Here is a 17,157-nt window from a genome sequence, read left to right on the forward strand (position 1 = left end):
ATGATGAAAGAGTCGCTCTGCCGCATTATTGCGGGTGATATTCAGGCCAGAGCCGAACAGGTAGAAGCTGCCGTTCGCCTGCTTGATGAAGGGAACACCGTGCCGTTTATTGCACGTTATCGTAAGGAAGTCACCGGCGGTCTGGATGACACGCAGCTGCGTAACCTGGAGACGCGTCTGGGCTATCTGCGCGAACTGGAAGACCGACGTCAGGCGATCCTCAAATCTATCGGCGAGCAGGGCAAGCTGACCAGTGACCTGGAAAAAGCCATTAACGGCACCCTGAGCAAAACCGAACTTGAAGATCTCTATCTGCCGTACAAACCGAAGCGCCGCACGCGCGGGCAGATTGCGATCGAGGCCGGCCTTGAGCCGCTGGCCGACCTGCTGTGGAACGAGCCGTCTCACGACCCGGAAACCGAAGCCGCCAAATTTATCGACGCCGACAAAGGCGTAGCGGACACCAAAGCCGCGCTGGACGGCGCTCGCTACATTCTGATGGAGCGTTTTGCCGAAGACGCGGCGCTGCTCGCCAAAGTGCGTGATTACCTGTGGAAGAACGCGCATATCGTCTCCACCGTGGTGACCGGCAAAGAGGAAGAAGGCGCGAAATTCCGCGACTATTTCGATCACCACGAACCGATTTCTACCGCGCCGTCCCACCGCGCGCTGGCGATGTTCCGCGGCCGTAACGAAGGCGTGCTGCAACTCTCCCTTAATGCCGATCCACAGTTTGACGAGCCGCCAAAAGAGAGCCACTGCGAGCAGATTATTATCGATCACCTCGGCCTGCGCCTGAACAACGCCCCGGCGGACAGCTGGCGCAAAGGCGTGGTGAGCTGGACCTGGCGCATTAAGGTGCTGATGCACCTCGAAACCGAGCTGATGGGCACCGTGCGCGAGCGCGCCGAAGACGAAGCGATCAACGTCTTCGCCCGTAACCTGCACGACCTGCTGATGGCCGCCCCCGCTGGCCTGCGCGCCACCATGGGGCTCGATCCGGGTCTGCGTACCGGCGTGAAGGTGGCGGTCGTTGACGGCACCGGCAAGCTGGTCGCCACCGACACCATTTACCCGCACACCGGTCAGGCGGCTAAGGCGGCGACGGTCGTGGCCGCGCTGTGTGAAAAATATAACGTCGAGCTGGTCGCCATCGGTAACGGTACGGCGTCCCGCGAAACCGAGCGTTTCTACCTTGACGTGCAGAAGCAGTTCCCGAAAGTGACGGCGCAGAAGGTGATCGTCAGCGAGGCGGGGGCATCGGTCTATTCCGCCTCAGAACTGGCGGCGCAGGAGTTCCCGGACCTGGACGTTTCCCTGCGCGGCGCGGTCTCTATTGCCCGTCGTTTGCAGGATCCGCTGGCGGAGCTGGTGAAGATCGACCCGAAATCCATCGGTGTGGGCCAGTATCAGCACGACGTGAGCCAGACGCAGCTGGCGCGCAAGCTGGATGCGGTGGTGGAAGACTGCGTTAACGCCGTCGGCGTGGACCTGAACACCGCCTCCGTTCCCCTGCTGACCCGCGTCGCGGGCTTAACCCGCATGATGGCGCAGAATATCGTCGCCTGGCGCGACGAGAACGGTCAGTTCCAGAACCGCCAGCAGCTGCTGAAGGTGAGCCGCCTCGGGCCGAAAGCGTTTGAGCAGTGCGCGGGCTTCCTGCGCATCAACCACGGCGATAACCCGCTGGATGCCTCCACCGTTCACCCGGAAGCGTACCCGGTCGTTGAGCGTATTCTGGCCGCCACCCAGCAGGCGCTGAAAGACCTGATGGGCGACAGCAGCGCGCTGCGTAACCTGAAGGCGGTGGATTTCACCGACGAACAGTTCGGCGTGCCGACGGTGACCGACATCATCAAAGAGCTGGAAAAACCGGGCCGCGATCCGCGTCCTGAGTTCAAAACCGCGACCTTTGCTGACGGCGTGGAAACCATGAATGACCTGCTCCCGGGTATGGTGCTGGAAGGTGCGGTGACCAACGTGACCAACTTCGGCGCGTTTGTGGATATCGGCGTGCATCAGGATGGTCTGGTGCATATCTCTTCCCTCGCCGACAAGTTCGTTGAAGATCCGCACACCGTGGTCAAAGCGGGCGACATCGTGAAGGTGAAAGTGCTGGAAGTGGATCTCCAGCGCAAGCGTATCGCCCTGACCATGCGTCTGGACGAGCAGCCGGGCGACACCAGCGCGCGCCGTGGCGGTAATGGCGGTGGCCGTGAACAGCAGCGTCCGGCAGCGAAAGCCGCGAAGCCACGCGGACGCGACGCACAGCCGGCGGGCAACAGCGCGATGATGGATGCGCTGGCAGCGGCAATGGGTAAGAAACGCTAAATCTGTAAATGCCCGGTGGCGCTACGCTTACCAGGCCTACGATTTTGTAGGCCTGGCAAACGCAGTGCCGCCCGGCAAGCAGGCCGCAGGAAATTAAAATAAATATGGTGTATCCATATTTAAACCACTATTTATCACTCCGTTAACAAAATACATTTATCCTTCCCTTTCGGTACTTCCGCAAATATTGAGCAAGGTCAATCCGACCGCAAAATAATACGCTTAACAACATCCCGTCACATTTTTATTATTGCTGATAAAAACTATTCTCATTATCATCGCAGTGTAGATTATTTAACCTCTCGTGGAATCAGGCGCTATGCAATTCACTCCAGACAGTGCGTGGAAAATTATCGGTTTTACCCGTGAGATAAGCCCGGCCTATCGGCAGAAGCTGCTGTCACTGGGTATGCTACCCGGCTCATCATTCCAGGTGGTGCGCGTCGCGCCGTTGGGCGACCCCATTCATATCGAAACCCGACGCGTTAATCTGGTTCTGCGAAAAAAAGATCTCGCATTAATTGAAGTTGAATCTTTATCCCGTTAACAAGCCAGCGGTTTCAGTGAGTCTACTACAATGAAAAAATTAACTATTGGCTTAATTGGCAATCCTAATTCCGGCAAGACAACCTTATTTAATCAGCTAACCGGCGCGCGCCAGCGCGTGGGAAATTGGGCAGGCGTAACGGTTGAACGCAAAGAAGGCCAGTTCACCACGACGGATAACCAGGTCACGCTGGTTGATTTACCGGGAACTTATTCCCTCACTACGATTTCCTCCCAGACCTCTCTCGATGAGCAAATTGCCTGCCACTATATTCTGAGCGGCGACGCAGATATGCTCATCAACGTGGTGGATGCTTCCAACCTCGAGCGCAATCTGTATCTCACGTTACAGCTGCTGGAGCTGGGTATTCCCTGCATCGTGGCGCTCAACATGCTCGACATCGCGGAAAAGCAAAAGCTGCGCATCGACGTCGACGCCCTCTCCGCCCGTCTGGGCTGCCCGGTGGTACCGCTGGTTTCTACCCGCGCGCGCGGCATTGACGCCCTGAAGCTGGCGATTGACCGCCACGCGGGCAATGCCGACGTCGAGCTGGTGCACTACGCCCAGCCGCTGCTGCGCGAAGCCAGACAGCTGGCGCAGGAGATGGACAACACCATGCCCGCCAGACAGCGTCTGTGGCTTGGCCTGCAAATGCTGGAAGGCGATATCTATAGCCGCGCCTACGCAGGCGATGCGGCGGATAAGCTGGACGTTGCGCTGGCTCGCCTGAGCGACGAGCTGGATGACCCGGCCCTGCACATTGCCGATGCGCGCTATCAGGCCATCGCCGCGATCTGTGACGTGGTCAGTAATGCCTTAACCGCTGAACCGAGCCGCTTCACCGCCGCCGTGGATAAGATTGTGCTCAACCGCTTCCTCGGTTTGCCGATCTTTTTACTGGTGATGTACGTGATGTTCCTGCTCGCCATTAACATCGGCGGCGCATTACAACCTATCTTTGATGGCGGCTCTGTTGCTATCTTCGTGCACGGCATTCAGTGGCTGGGCTATACCCTCCACTTCCCGGAATGGCTGACTATCTTCCTTGCGCAGGGGATCGGCGGCGGGATCAACACCGTCCTCCCGCTGGTGCCGCAAATCGGCATGATGTACCTGTTCCTCTCCTTCCTTGAGGATTCCGGCTACATGGCGCGCGCGGCCTTCGTGATGGACCGCCTGATGCAGGCGCTGGGGCTGCCGGGTAAATCGTTCGTGCCGCTGATTGTCGGCTTCGGCTGTAACGTGCCGTCCGTGATGGGCGCGCGTACGCTGGATGCACCGCGCGAACGCCTGATGACCATCATGATGGCGCCGTTCATGTCCTGCGGCGCGCGACTGGCGATCTTCGCGGTCTTTGCCGCGGCGTTCTTTGGTCAGGAAGGGGCGCTGGCCGTCTTCTCCCTGTATGTGCTGGGTATTGTGATGGCGATCCTCACCGGCCTGATGCTGAAGCACACCATCATGCGCGGCGAAGCGTCGCCGTTCGTGATGGAGCTGCCGGTGTATCACGTTCCGCACCTGAAAAGTCTGGTCATACAGACGTGGCAACGCCTGAAGGGCTTCGTTCTGCGCGCCGGTAAGGTGATTGTTATCGTCAGCATTTTCCTGAGCGCCCTGAACAGCTTCACCCTGAGCGGCCAGGCGGCGGACAACATTAACGATTCCGCCCTCGCCTCCGTCAGCCGGATCATTACGCCGGTCTTCAAACCGATTGGCGTTCAGGAAGACAACTGGCAGGCAACCGTGGGCCTGTTCACCGGCGCGATGGCGAAAGAGGTGGTGGTCGGCACCCTGAACACGCTCTACACCGCTGAGAATATCCAGGAAGAGGAGTTTAATCCGGCGGCGTTCCACCTCGGCGATGAACTGCTCGGCGCGGTGGAAGAGACCTGGCAGAGCCTGAAAGATACCTTCAGCCTGAGCGTGCTGGCGAACCCGATTGAAGCCAGCAAAGGCGACGGCGAAATGGCGACCGGAGCAATGGGCGTGATGGGCCAGAAATTTGGCAGCGCGTCAGCGGCCTACAGCTACCTGATCTTCGTCCTGCTCTATATTCCGTGCATCTCGGTGATGGGCGCCATTGCCCGCGAGTCCAGCCGCGGCTGGATGGGCTTCTCCATCCTCTGGGGGCTGAACATTGCCTACTCGCTGGCGACGGTGTTTTATCAGACCGTCAATTACAGTCAGCATCCGCGCTACAGCCTGGTCTGCATTCTGGCGGTGATCCTGTTCAACGTGCTGGTGATTGGCCTGCTGCGCCGGGCGCGTAGCCGCGTTGACATTAATCTGCTGGCGACGCGCAAAACCCCAACCACCTGCTGTAGCAGCCCTGCGGGCGACTGTCACTGAGGAGGAAAGCGATGGCATCGTTGATTCAGGTCCGGGAATTACTGGCGTTGCAGGGGCGAATGGAGGCGAAGCAGCTTAGCCTCAGCCTGCGTACGCCGCAGCCGATGATCGATGCCATGCTGGAAAGGCTGGAGGCCATGGGAAAAGTCGTGCGCATTCAGGAAGAGCCGGACGGTTGTCTGTCCGGCAGCTGTAAACATTGCCCGGAAGGTAAAGCCTGCCTCAGGGAGTGGTGGACGCTTCGCTAATAAAACCGGACAGCGCCGAACAAAACTCAGCAGGATGAGAGATGAAAGGCGCATGTGCCGCTTTGGCAACCACCCGTGACTGACTCTCCGGCCACAGCGCATCCAGCAGCGGAACCACCTTGCGCGGGACCAGCCCATCCAGGTAGCCATAAATACGCAGATGCGGCACCGCCAGCGACGCCAGCGGCTCGCGCAGATCGACCGTTTTCAGGATTTCCAGCCCACCGTTCAGTACCTCAACGTCCGGCATCGGCAGGGAAAGCACCGTCTGCTTCAGCGTCCGTGCGTCCTGACGCGCGGTTTCTGTCCCCATGGTTTGTAGCGCAAGAAAACGCTCCACCGTCCGCTGGAAGTCTTCGCTCAGCTGGTGCTGGAAACCGGCGAGCACCTCGGGTTTAATGCCCGGCCACGCCTCGCGGGCGCTGAAGCAGGGTGATGAGGCCACGGTCACCAGCGCCTGCACCCGCTCAGGATGGCTCAGCGCAATCTGGCTTGCCACCAGCCCGCCCAGGCTCCAGCCGAGCCAGACGGCTTTTTGCGGCGCGGCATCCAGAACCTGCTTCGCCATGTCGTCGAGCGTCATCGCCCCATAGCCGCGGCTGCGGCCATACCCCGGCAGATCGACCAGGTGCACCGTAAATTGCGAGGCCAGTTCCTCACTTATGCAACGCCACACTTCGGCGTTCAGTCCCCATCCGTGCAGCAGCACAAGATGACAATTTCCCGTTCCAACGGTCTGCCACCACAGCGTCTTCATCAGCTATCGTTCTCTTTTTTTACATGGAGGTTGCGTATGCTAACAGTGCCCGGCTTGTGCTGGCTATGCCGAATGCCGCTTGCGCTGAGTAAGTGGGGCGTCTGTTCCGTTTGTACGCGAGCACTGGGCTGGCTGAAGGGCTGCCCGCAATGCGGCTTGCCTGCCGTCAGCCAGACGCTCCCCTGCGGGCGATGCCTGAAAAAAGCGCCGCCGTGGCGCGCGCTGGTGGCGGTGGATGATTACGTTTTGCCGCTGAGCCGTCTGGTTCATCAGTTTAAGTTTTCCAGCCAGACCCGCCTGGCGAAGCCGCTGGCGCGTCTGCTATTACTGGCGGTCTTGCAGGCGCGGCGAACGCGGGGGCTGCCGAAGATCGACCTGATTATGAACGTGCCCCTCTTTCGGCGTCGCCACTGGCAGCGGGGATATAATCAAAGCGACCTGCTGTGCCGTCCGCTCGCCCGCTGGCTGGGCTGTCGGTACGCTGCCTGCGCGCTGAAGCGCGTACATGCCACTGCGGTTCAGCACCGCCTCAATGCCCGGCTGCGCAAAAGGAACCTGAAAAACGCCTTTCGCCTTGAATTGCCGGTCAACGGTCTCCATATCGCGATTGTGGATGATGTCGTCACCACGGGCAGTACCGTCGCTGAACTTTCCCGACTGCTTTTGCAAAGCGGCGCCGCGTCAGTTCAGGTATGGTGTCTGTGCCGTACCTTGTAGCCCTTCTCCAATGGGCGTATGATTATACCCAGGTAATTTAGTCAACTATTAGGCCAAAGCTATGATCCGTATTTCCGATTCTGCACAAGCGCACTTTGCCAAACTGCTGGCAAATCAGGAAGAAGGGACGCAGATCCGCGTGTTTGTGATCAATCCAGGCACTCCGAATGCAGAATGTGGTGTCTCTTATTGTCCTCCGGATGCCGTGGAAGCAACTGACACTGCCCTTAAATTTGAACAGCTCACCGCGTACGTTGATGAGCTGAGCGCGCCGTATCTTGAAGATGCGGAGATTGATTTCGTTACCGACCAGCTGGGCTCTCAGCTGACGCTGAAAGCGCCAAACGCGAAGATGCGTAAAGTCTCTGACGATGCCCCGCTGATGGAGCGCGTGGAATATCTGCTGCAATCGCAGATCAACCCACAGCTGGCCGGCCACGGTGGACGTGTTTCCCTGATGGAAATCACCGAAGAGGGTCTGGCGATCCTGCAATTTGGCGGCGGCTGTAACGGCTGCTCCATGGTTGATGTAACCCTGAAAGAAGGGATCGAGAAGCAGCTGCTGAACGAATTCCCTGAACTGAAAGGCGTGCGCGATCTGACCGAGCACCAGCGCGGCGAGCACTCTTACTACTAATTCAGTACCCGTCTGTATTGCCCGGTGGCGCTGCGCTTACCGGGCCTACAAACACAATCTGCAAGGATCGTAGGCCGGGTTAGGCGAAGCCGCCACCCGGCTTTTGTTTTCCCGCCGATCTCACTCCATATGTTGACCTGCGTCTCATAATTCACATTTTGCCTCCCTGGGTGATTCTCAATCACAGCATGTTACCCGTATCATTCCCATGGGCACTCAACACCCCTATAACAGCCGACTAAACTTAACGTTTTCGCAGGCATCAGTATGAGTGCCGTTAACGCTCTGTTCCCAGTTGGGACAACCGGAATTTGTCGTTGAAACAATGACGTTACCCATAACAATTCAAAGGCCAGGTCAATCATGCCATTAGTCATCGTCGCTATCGGTGTTGTGTTATTACTGCTCTTGATGATCCGCTTCAAAATGAACGGATTTATCGCTCTGGTTCTGGTGGCACTTGCAGTCGGTCTGATGCAGGGAATGCCGCTGGTTAAAGTTATCAGCTCCATCAAAGCCGGTGTCGGCGGTACGCTCGGCAGCCTGGCGCTGATCATGGGCTTCGGCGCCATGCTGGGTAAAATGCTCGCGGACTGCGGTGGCGCGCAGCGTATTGCCACCACGCTTATCGATAAATTTGGCAAGCAGCATATCCAGTGGGCGGTGGTCTTAACCGGTTTTACCGTCGGTTTCGCGCTGTTCTATGAAGTGGGCTTCGTGCTGATGCTGCCGCTGGTGTTCACTATCGCCGCTGCCGCCAACATCCCGCTGCTGTTCGTGGGCGTGCCGATGGCTGCGGCGCTGTCCGTCACCCACGGCTTCCTGCCGCCGCACCCGGGCCCAACCGCTATCGCCACCATCTTCCACGCCGATATGGGTAAAACCCTGCTGTTCGGTACGATTCTGGCGATCCCAACGGTTATCCTGGCGGGCCCTGTTTATGCACGCTTCCTGAAAGGCATTGATAAGCCCATCCCGGAAGGCCTGTACAGCGCCAAAACCTTCTCAGAAGAAGAGATGCCGGGCTTTGGCGTCAGCGTCTGGACCTCACTGGTGCCGGTGATCCTGATGGCGATGCGTGCCGTAGCAGAGATGGTTCTGCCGAAAGGTCACGCGTTCCTGTCCGTTGCAGAGTTCCTGGGCGACCCGGTAATGGCAACGCTGATTGCGGTATTGATTGCGATGTTCACCTTCGGTCTTAACCGCGGTCGCTCCATGGATCAGATCAACGACACGCTGACCTCTTCCATCAAAATCATCGCCATGATGCTGCTGATCATCGGCGGCGGCGGCGCGTTCAAGCAGGTGCTGGTCGACAGCGGCGTGGATAAATACATCGCTGCCATGATGCACGAAACCAACGTCTCCCCGCTGCTGATGGCGTGGTCTATCGCCGCCGTTCTGCGTATTGCGCTGGGTTCTGCGACCGTTGCGGCGATCACCGCGGGCGGCATCGTTGCACCGCTGATTGCCACGACGGGCGTCAGCCCTGAGCTGATGGTTATCGCGGTCGGTTCCGGTAGCGTGATTTTCTCCCACGTGAACGATCCGGGCTTCTGGCTGTTCAAGGAGTACTTCAACCTGACCATCGGTGAAACCATCAAGTCCTGGTCCGCGCTGGAGACCATTATTTCGGTGTGTGGCCTGGTCGGGGTGCTGCTGTTGAATATGGTGGTCTGATACCCTAAGTCGGGTGGCGGCTACGCCTTACCCGACCTACATGAGCATTACCTGATAATAAAAACCCGCCACTGGCGGGTTTTTTATCACTTCTTCCCGGCTGCTTTTCGCCGCTTATCCAAATCCTTAATCAGCCTGTTCACGCCGTCATCCGTAAATATCTTCTCAAGCGTAGTGGAGAGCTTGCGACGCCAGTTTTTGTATTGATAGCTGGTGCCGGGAACGTTCACCGGCTCCGCCATATCAATCCAGTCTTCGGGTTGCAGGCCGAGCAATGCGCTGTTGCTGTCGGCAATATAGCGCTGTAAGCCACGGTTAAGCGTTGGCGTCATCGACATCAGCGACGCCTTATGCCCGGCGCGCTTCGGCAGACAGCCATGCTTATGCAGCGCGTCCAGCAGCCCCTGCTTCGCCAGCTCGCGATCCTGATACAGCCCGCGCAGAACCTCTTCATCAGGATAGAGACCCAGCGTTTTGCCGAGCGTCAGGTCACCGCTTTCCCAGTAGCCTCTGAGCGTAGGAAGATCGTGCGTCGTCGCGACTGCCATTGACTGTTCTGGGTACGCTTTCGGCGCGCGGAAGGTTTTCTCATGGTCGTTTTCAAAATAGAGCACTTTGTAGGAGTAGACCCCGCTGTCGCGGAGCTTGCTGACAATCTCAACCGGCACCGTACCGAGATCTTCACCAATCACCATGCACTGATGACGTTGACTCTCCAGCGCGAGGATCGACAGCAGATCGTCCACCGGATACTGCACGTACGCCCCGTGATCGGCCGTTTCACCGTACGGGATCCACCACAGACGCAGCACGGACATCACGTGATCGATACGCAGCGCCCCGCAGTTCTGCATGTTCGCGCGCAGCAGGTCGATAAACGGCTCGTAGGCACGCGCCGCCATCACGTGCGGATCCATCGGCGGCAGGCCCCAGTTCTGACCGAGCGGGCCCAGGATGTCCGGCGGCGCACCCACGGAAGCCTTCAGGCAGTAAAGCTCACGGTCACACCAGGTTTCCGCTCCGCCTTCCGCCACGCCGACGGCCAGATCGCGATACAGCCCGATCGGCATGTTATAGCCCTGGCTCACCTGCCAGCAGGCGGCAAACTGGCTGTACGCCAGCCACTGCAACCAGAGATAGAAGTCCACCTCGTCGGCATGCGTCTTACAGAACGCTTTCACTTCCGGGGTATCCACGGACTGATACGCTTCCGGCCACACCGGCCAGCCCCAGCGCATCTCGTCCTCTTGCACCTGATACGCATGCAGCGCATCAAACGCCGCCTGCCAGTACAGGCTTTCCCCCTCCTGCATCACAAACTGGCGGAAGGCTGCCATCTGCTCGTCGTCACGCTTCGCAAAGCCCTTCCAGGCCAGACGCAGCGCCGCGATTTTCAGCGCGGTCACGGTGGCATAGTCCACCCACTCCGCATCGCGAGCCTGTTGCAGCATCTGCTTCGTGGTGTCCAGCTTCCACCAGGCCTGCGCCTCTTTGCTGTTTTTGAAATCGTCTAACGCGTTAACGTCGATGTAAATCACGTTCAGCCAGCGGCGGGAAGACGGGCTGTACGGGCTCGCGCTTTCCGGGTTGGCCGGATAGAGGGCGTGGATCGGGTTGAGGCCGATAAACGCCCCGCCGCGCTCCCCCACGGATACCAGCATATTCTTTAGGTCGCCAAAATCGCCAATGCCCCAGTTGCTGTCGGAACGCAGCGTATAGAGCTGCACGCAGGCGCCCCACAGTTTTTTGCCTTCAAGCAGCGCCTGCGGCTCATAGCAACGCTTCGGCGCGACGATCACCCGACAGTGGAAGCGGCTGTCATTCTGGGTGAGCGTCAGGCTGTGGTAGCCCTCCGGCAGCTTCGCCGGAAGGTTGAACGTTTTGCCGCCGGTGGCGTGGCCTTTGTGCTGGTGCCCCTCTTCGGTAGTGAGCAGCCAGCTGAATTCGCCGCGCCCTTCCACCGTCAGCGGCATCTTTTTGCCTGCGGTAAAGACCTTCACGTTCGGCACTGGCGTACCCGACGCTTTCGCGTCGGTTTTATGCATAGCATCCAGCAAACGTCTTTTGGTGTCCGCACCAATAGACTGCGGTTTGCCGTGCGCATTGATGTAACTGAGGCTAATTCCCGCCGCCTGCGCGGCACTGTCCAGACGTTTACTCTCCATCGCGCTTCCTTAGCGTTTTGCCTGCCAGATACGGGCCTGATAATCACGGATTGAGCGGTCAGAGCTGAACATGCCGCAGCGCGCGGTGTTCAGGATACACGCGCGGGTCCAGGCGTCCTGGTCGCGGTACAGCACGTCGACCTGCTTCTGCGCTTCAACATAAGCCGTGAAGTCAGCCATCACCAGATACGGGTCGCCGCCCTGTTTGTCCATGCTGTGCAGCATCTGGTCAAACGCGTGCTTGTCGCCGTCGCTGTACTTACCGCTTTCCAGCTCTTTCAGCACCGCATCCAGCACTTTGTCTTTTTTACGCCATTTCACCGGGTCGTACCCTTTGGCTTTGATGGCTTTCACTTCTTCAACAGTATGGCCGAAGATAAAGATGTTCTCTTCACCGACCTTCTCCGCAATTTCGACGTTCGCGCCGTCCAGCGTGCCGACGGTCAGCGCGCCGTTCAGGGCCAGCTTCATGTTGCCGGTACCGGACGCCTCTTTACCGGCGGTCGAGATCTGCTCGGAGATATCCGCCGCCGGGATCAGCATTTCAGCCGCAGAGACGCAGTAGTCCGGCAGGAACACCACCTTCAGCTTGTCGCCCACTTTCGGATCGCTGTTGATCGCCGCCGCTACTTTATTAATGGCGAGGATAATGTTTTTCGCCAGGTAGTAACCCGGCGCCGCCTTCGCACCGAACAGGAACACGCGCGGCACGCGGTCGGCCTGCGGGTTCTCGCGGATCTCTTTGTACAGCGCCAGAATGTGCAGCAGGTTCAGGTGCTGACGCTTGTACTCGTGCAGACGTTTGATCTGAATATCGAAAATCGCGTTCGGGTTGATTTCAATCCCGGTGCGCATTTTCACGAACGCCGCCAGGCGAACTTTGTTCTCCAGCTTGATCGCGCGGTATTGCTCGCGGAACTTCGCGTCGTCGGCATATTTTTCCAGGTTGATGAGCTGGTCCAGGTCGTTGGCCCACTCTTTCTTCAGGGTCTTGTCCAGCAGGCCGGCCAGCAGCGGGTTGCACTGCTTGATCCAGCGGCGCGGCGTGATGCCGTTGGTCACGTTGTGGAATTTGGTCGGCCACAGCTGGTGGTATTCCGGGAACAGGTCTTTCACCACCAGGTCAGAGTGCAGCGCCGCCACGCCGTTGACCGCAAAACCGCTGACTACGCACATGTTCGCCATGCGCACCTGCTTGTCGTGCACCACGGCCAGCTTCGCCCAGACGGCCTTATCGCCCGGCCAGGTTTTCTCCACCAGCGTTTTGAACTGGTCGTTAATCTTATTGATGATCTGCATATGGCGCGGCAGCAGCGTTTTCACCAGCTTCTCATCCCAGCACTCCAGCGCTTCCGGCATCAGGGTGTGGTTGGTGTAAGCGAAGGTGCGGCTGGTGATGGCCCAGGCGTCGTCCCAGCTCAGCTGATGCTCGTCAATCAGCACGCGCAGCAGTTCCGGGATGGCAATGGTCGGGTGCGTGTCGTTGAGCTGAATGACTTCGAAGTCCGGCAGCTGCGCCAGCTTGCGGCCCGCCAGGTGATGGCGACGCAGAATGTCCGCCACGGAGCAGGCGCACTGGAAGTACTGCTGCATCAGGCGCAGCTTTTTACCCGCCAGATGGTTGTCGTTCGGGTAGAGCACTTTCGTCAGCTTCTCGGCGTCGATACCCTGCTGCTCGGCGCGCAGGAAATCACCGTCGTTGAATTTGGTCAGGTTGAACGGATGCGCGTGCTTCGCCTGCCACAGGCGCAGCGGCTGCGCCACGCCGTTACGGTAGCCGAGCACCGGCAGATCCCAGGCTTCACCGGTAATGGTGAACGCCGGCTCCCAGAGCCCTTGCTTCGTCACTTTCCCGCCAATCCCGACCTGCACGTCCAGCTGCGCGTTGTGGCGGAACCACGGATAGGTATTACGGTGCCAGTCGTCCGGCGCTTCCATCTGGTGGCCGTCGGCAAACGACTGACGGAACAGGCCGTACTGGTAGTTCAGACCATAGCCAATCGCCGACTGGCCAACCGTTGCCATGGAATCCAGGAAGCAGGCTGCCAGACGTCCCAGTCCGCCGTTACCCAGCGCCGGGTCCGTCTCTTCTTCCAGCAAATCGGTCAGGTTGATGTCGTGTTCTTTCAGCACGTCACCCACTTCCTGATACCAGCCAAGGTTCAGCAGATTGTTGCCTGTCAGACGGCCAATCAGGAACTCCATCGAAATGTAGTTGACGTGACGCTGGCCCTTAACAGGCTTCGTCACGGGCTGAGCGTCCAGCTGCTCCGCGAGCGCCCCGCTCACCGCCTGCCACCACTGGTGAGGCGTCATCTCGTTTGCAGCATGAAGGCCAAAACGCTGCCACTGACGCGTCAGGGCAGCCTGAAATTGAGCTTTGTTGAAAGTAGGCTGTGACATAGGGAATCGGCATCCTGTAGAGAGAAAACACATTTGGCGCTAGTGTGCCTGGCTCACTGCGCCTCTTCCTCCTCCTGTCGGGGATTAGGCAGGGAGGAGTAGCGGGGATGAGCATAAAAGTGTGATCGAGGCCACTGTGTGAGTGCGCGCTTCGCAAAAAAAAGATATACCGGAAGCGTGTCAAAGAAGTGAAATACCGTTTCGGAGGAAATTAATCATCGGTGAAATGATTACTTACGAAGAATATGATTTCCGGGCCCTTGGATTATTCAGCACCACTATTAAGCCCACGCAACCTTTGCCAAAGTTTATTAACTTCAGCGTCATTATCTCCTCCTGAAACCAGTTTCAGCGCAACCGTACACCATGCAGACAAGCCAGCAGCAGCGCGGCATCCAGCCATTTAACAAAAGTTCCAACATAGATGAGAATGTTTTGTGACAGAGTGCAAATTCAGAGCCTCCAAACCCAGACATAACTTGCAATAGTTCCTGTATTGGCCGAACTTATTGGTATTAATTACGAAGCGCAAAAAAAATAAATTTTCTCGTTCCCCACAGTGAAGTGAAAACTATGTTGATTCCGTCCAAATTAAGTCGCCCGGTTCGTCTTGACCATACTGTGGTCCGCGAGCGCCTGCTGGCTAAACTTTCCGGTGCGCATAATTTCCGACTGGCGCTGGTTACGAGTCCTGCGGGTTATGGAAAAACAACGCTCATTTCACAGTGGGCGGCAGGCAAAAGCGATCTTGGCTGGTACTCCCTGGATGAAGGGGATAACCAGCAGGAGCGTTTTGCCAGCTACTTAATTGCCGCTATTCAGCAGGCAACCAACGGGCACTGCGTCACCAGCGAGGTGATGGTGCAGAAGCGCCAGTACGCCAGCCTGTCCTCTCTTTTCTCACAGCTGTTTATCGAGCTGGCCGAATGGCATCGCCCGCTGTACGTGGTGATTGATGATTATCATCTGATCACGAACCCGGTCATTCACGAGTCGATGCGTTTCTTCCTGCGCCATCAGCCGGAAAACCTGACGCTGGTGGTCCTGTCGCGCAACCTTCCGCAGCTGGGCATTGCTAACCTGCGCGTGCGCGATCAGCTGCTGGAAATCGGCAGCCAGCAGCTGGCCTTTACCCATCAGGAAGCGAAACAGTTCTTTGACTGCCGTCTGACGTCTCCGATCGAGGCGTCTGAAAGCAGCCGCCTGTGTGATGACGTTGCAGGCTGGGCCACGGCGCTTCAGCTGATTGCCCTCTCCGCGCGGCAAAACAACAGCCCGACTCACCAGTCGGCACGCCGCCTGGCGGGCATCAACGCCAGCCACCTGTCGGATTATCTGGTGGATGAGGTACTCGACAGCGTTGACCTCTCCACCCGCCATTTCCTGCTGAAAAGCTCCCTGCTGCGTTCGATGAACGATGCGCTGATCGTGCGCGTCACCGGCATCGAAAACGGGCAGCTTCAGCTCGAAGAGATTGAACGTCAGGGTCTGTTCCTGACGCGCATGGACGATCCCGGTGAATGGTTTAGCTACCATCCGCTGTTTGGTAGCTTCCTGCGCCAGCGCTGTCAGTGGGAGCTGGCCGCAGAGCTGCCTGACATTCACCGCGCCGCCGCCGAAAGCTGGATGGCGCAAGGTTTCCCGAGCGAGGCTATCCACCACGCGCTGGCCGCCGGAGATGCCGGTATGCTGCGCGATATTCTGCTCAATCACGCGTGGGGGCTGTTCAACCACAGCGAACTGTCGCTGCTGGAAGAGTCGTTAAAAGCGCTGCCGTGGGAGAGCCTGCTGGAGAATCCGCGTCTGGTGCTGCTCCAGGCCTGGCTGATGCAGAGCCAGCATCGCTACAGCGAAGTGAACACCCTGCTGGCGCGCGCCGAGCAGGAGATGGAAAGCGAGATGGATACCATCCTGCACGGCGAGTTTAACGCCCTGCGCGCGCAGGTAGCGATTAACGACGGCGACCCGGATGAGGCCGAACGGCTGGCGATGGTCGCGCTGGATGAGCTGCCGCTGGCGAATTTTTACAGCCGCATTGTGGCCACCTCAGTGCACGGCGAAGTGCTGCACTGCAAGGGCGACCTCACGCGTTCGCTTTCGCTCATGCAGCAAACCGAACAGATGGCGCGCCGCCACGATGTGTGGCATTACGCCCTGTGGAGCCTGATCCAGCAAAGCGAGATTTTATTTGCTCAGGGGTTCCTGCAAGCCGCCTGGGAAAATCAGGAAAAAGCGTTCCAGCTTATCCGTGAACAGCATCTGGAACAGCTGCCGATGCACGAGTTCCTGTTGCGTATTCGCGCTCAGCTGCTGTGGGCATGGTCGCGTCTGGATGAAGCAGAAAGCTGCGCCCGCCAGGGGCTGAACGTGCTTTCGAGCTTCCAGCCTCAACAGCAACTCCAGTGTCTGGCCCTGCTGGTACAGTGCTCGCTGGCGCGCGGTGACCTGGATAATGCCCGCAACCACCTTAATCGCCTGGAAAACCTGCTCGGCAACGGGCAGTACCATAGCGACTGGGTGTCCAACGCCGATAAGGTTCGGGTAATTTACTGGCAGATGACCGGCGATAAAAAGTCCGCCGCCCACTGGCTGCGTCAGACGCCTAAGCCAGAATTTGCCAATAACCACTTCCTGCAAAGCCAGTGGCGCAATATTGCCCGCGTGCAGATCCTGCTGGGTGACTTCGAGCCTGCCGAGATCGTGCTGGAAGAGTTAAATGAAAACGCCCGCAGCCTGCGTCTGATGAGCGATTTGAACCGCAACCTGCTGCTGTTAAACCAGCTTTACTGGCAGGCGGGACGTAAAAACGATGCCCAGCGCGTGCTGCTGGAAGCGTTGCAGCTGGCGAACCGCACCGGGTTTATCAGCCACTTTGTGATTGAAGGTGAAGTGATGGCCCAGCAGCTGCGCCAGCTGATTCAGCTCAACACGCTACCGGAACTCGACCAGCATCGCGCCCAGCGCATTCTGCGCGAGATCAACCAGCATCACCGCCACAAGTTTGCGCACTTCGATGAGAACTTCGTGGAGCGTCTGCTGAACCATCCGGAAGTGCCGGAACTTATCCGCACCAGCCCGCTCACCCAGCGTGAATGGCAGGTGCTGGGGCTGATCTACTCCGGTTACAGCAATGACCAGATAGCCGGTGAGCTGGCCGTCGCGGCGACCACCATCAAAACGCACATTCGTAATCTGTATCAGAAGCTGGGCGTGGCACACCGTCAGGACGCGGTACAGCATGCGCAGCAGCTATTGAAGATGATGGGGTACGGTGTGTAATTTATTGCCCGGCGGCGCTACGCTTGCACGGGCCTACGGGTTTT

The 17,157-nt window shown here is 58.4% G+C and carries 11 protein-coding genes; 8 read left to right on the forward strand and 3 right to left on the reverse strand.

The window, feature by feature from the left end; all coding sequences use genetic code 11:
* From INF58_RS00315 to feoC, 4 genes are all read left to right on the forward strand, one after another.
* Positions 1-2,331, forward strand: a complete 2,331-nt coding sequence (locus tag INF58_RS00315) for a Tex family protein (RefSeq protein ID WP_131637069.1) — start codon at positions 1-3, stop codon at positions 2,329-2,331.
* A 319-nt stretch (positions 2,332-2,650) separates the two neighbouring features.
* Positions 2,651-2,878: a ferrous iron transporter A gene (feoA, locus tag INF58_RS00320; protein ID WP_006812243.1), complete on the forward strand. Its 228-nt coding sequence runs from the start codon at positions 2,651-2,653 to the stop codon at positions 2,876-2,878.
* Between the two features lie 30 nt (positions 2,879-2,908).
* Positions 2,909-5,227 carry a Fe(2+) transporter permease subunit FeoB gene (gene feoB, locus INF58_RS00325; protein ID WP_107534077.1) on the forward strand — a complete coding sequence of 773 codons (2,319 nt, stop codon included), beginning with the start codon at positions 2,909-2,911 and terminating at the stop codon, positions 5,225-5,227.
* An 11-nt stretch (positions 5,228-5,238) separates the two neighbouring features.
* Complete coding sequence (feoC, locus tag INF58_RS00330; RefSeq protein WP_112792195.1) at positions 5,239-5,475, forward strand: [Fe-S]-dependent transcriptional repressor FeoC; 237 nt, start codon at positions 5,239-5,241, stop codon at positions 5,473-5,475.
* Here the strand turns inward: feoC and bioH are convergent.
* The gene (bioH, locus tag INF58_RS00335; protein WP_063865711.1) at positions 5,450-6,232 is read right to left on the reverse strand and encodes a pimeloyl-ACP methyl ester esterase BioH; all 783 of its coding nucleotides are present in this window, start codon (positions 6,230-6,232) and stop codon (positions 5,450-5,452) included. The two genes, feoC and bioH, sit on opposite strands and share 26 nt — an antisense overlap.
* Positions 6,233-6,268: 36 nt before the next feature.
* On the opposite strand from bioH, the gene gntX reads away from it, so the two are divergent.
* The 3 genes from gntX (at position 6,269) to gntT (ending at position 9,266) form a co-directional block, all read left to right on the forward strand.
* Positions 6,269-6,949 carry a DNA utilization protein GntX gene (gntX, locus tag INF58_RS00340; protein WP_063865709.1) on the forward strand — a complete coding sequence of 227 codons (681 nt, stop codon included), beginning with the start codon at positions 6,269-6,271 and terminating at the stop codon, positions 6,947-6,949.
* A 61-nt stretch (positions 6,950-7,010) separates the two neighbouring features.
* Positions 7,011-7,586 carry a Fe-S biogenesis protein NfuA gene (gene nfuA, locus INF58_RS00345; protein WP_063449522.1) on the forward strand — a complete coding sequence of 192 codons (576 nt, stop codon included), beginning with the start codon at positions 7,011-7,013 and terminating at the stop codon, positions 7,584-7,586.
* A gap of 363 nt (positions 7,587-7,949) precedes the next feature.
* Positions 7,950-9,266: a gluconate transporter gene (gene gntT / locus INF58_RS00350; RefSeq protein WP_063449523.1), complete on the forward strand. Its 1,317-nt coding sequence runs from the start codon at positions 7,950-7,952 to the stop codon at positions 9,264-9,266.
* Positions 9,267-9,352: 86 nt separating this feature from the next.
* Here the strand turns inward: gntT and malQ are convergent, their stop codons facing one another.
* A complete protein-coding gene (malQ, locus tag INF58_RS00355; protein WP_193526775.1) occupies positions 9,353-11,431 on the reverse strand; it encodes a 4-alpha-glucanotransferase in 2,079 nt (692 codons plus the stop codon).
* Between the two features lie 9 nt (positions 11,432-11,440).
* On the reverse strand, positions 11,441-13,834 hold the full coding sequence (malP, locus tag INF58_RS00360; protein ID WP_063449525.1) for a maltodextrin phosphorylase: 2,394 nt from the start codon (positions 13,832-13,834) through the stop codon (positions 11,441-11,443).
* Positions 13,835-14,407: 573 nt separating this feature from the next.
* Here malP and malT point away from each other — a divergent pair.
* Positions 14,408-17,113: an HTH-type transcriptional regulator MalT gene (malT, locus tag INF58_RS00365; RefSeq protein WP_063865394.1), complete on the forward strand. Its 2,706-nt coding sequence runs from the start codon at positions 14,408-14,410 to the stop codon at positions 17,111-17,113.
* Positions 17,114-17,157 lie beyond the last annotated feature (44 nt).

This window comes from Enterobacter cloacae complex sp. P24RS (assembly GCF_014982165.1).
GTDB classification, from domain to species: Bacteria; Pseudomonadota; Gammaproteobacteria; order Enterobacterales; family Enterobacteriaceae; genus Enterobacter; species Enterobacter quasihormaechei.